This is a genomic window from Mesorhizobium waitakense (assembly GCF_056431085.1).
In genome coordinates this window covers 1-779 of sequence record NZ_JBWKME010000156.1, presented here as the reverse complement: position 1 = coordinate 779, position 779 = coordinate 1, and the positions used below count along the sequence as shown (strand labels likewise).

Sequence of the window (779 nt, the reverse complement as noted above, 5' to 3'; positions counted from 1 at the left end):
CAGCGTGTCGAATTGGGCGACGGCAAAGCTCGAGCGTTTCGGCATCGCGGCGCGCAGCCGCCCGCGCGGTCGGCGCTCTGTCGAAGGCATGCGCCCGATGGAATTGGTCGTCGGAGACGTGCACCCGATCGACATCCATCTGACGCGGGCTGAGGGCTCGATTTGTACAGCGAAGTTGATCGCGTTTCTCGATTGGGCGACTGGCCGCGTCTGGTGTGATCTGATCGCATTTGACAAGCGCGGCGGCGTCAACAATCGTGACGTGATCGAAGTCTTCGCGGCCATGGTGGAGCATCCTGCTTTTGGCCTGCCTGAAGCCCTCTACATCGATAGCGGCAAGGAATTTGCATTCGCGACGTACCTGGACGCCGCAAGAACACCGACGGTGCCCGGATTCCATGGGCCGGCTCACACGCTGAGGGTTGTCAACGCCTTGCCTTACAACGCCCCGGCAAAGCCAATCGAACGCTGGTTCGGGGACTTCGAGTCTCGCTATCTAAGCTCAGTACCGGGCTGGATTTCCGGCAACCGTATGAACAAGCGCCAGGAGGCGATCGGCCGGACGGTTGCGCCCTATGGCACCTTCGAAGATTTCGTTCCGGCGTTCTTCGGTCTTCTAAAGGCCTATCACAGCGTGCCCACCGGAAAGCAGAGCGGCCTAAAGGGGCTTTCGCCCAACGCCATTTTTCAACAGCATGTTGCTACAGGGTGGTCAGCTATAACCATGAGCCGGGATGAGGTCCGCGCGTCTGTAGCGCGCCGCGTCGAGCGCACTGTGA

Annotated in this window: 1 protein-coding gene; it reads left to right on the top strand. The window is 60.6% G+C overall.

The features are described from left to right. Positions 1-779 (top strand): hypothetical protein (locus AC07FD_RS29550; RefSeq protein ID WP_478352714.1); only part of this gene is annotated, 779 nt, incomplete at both ends.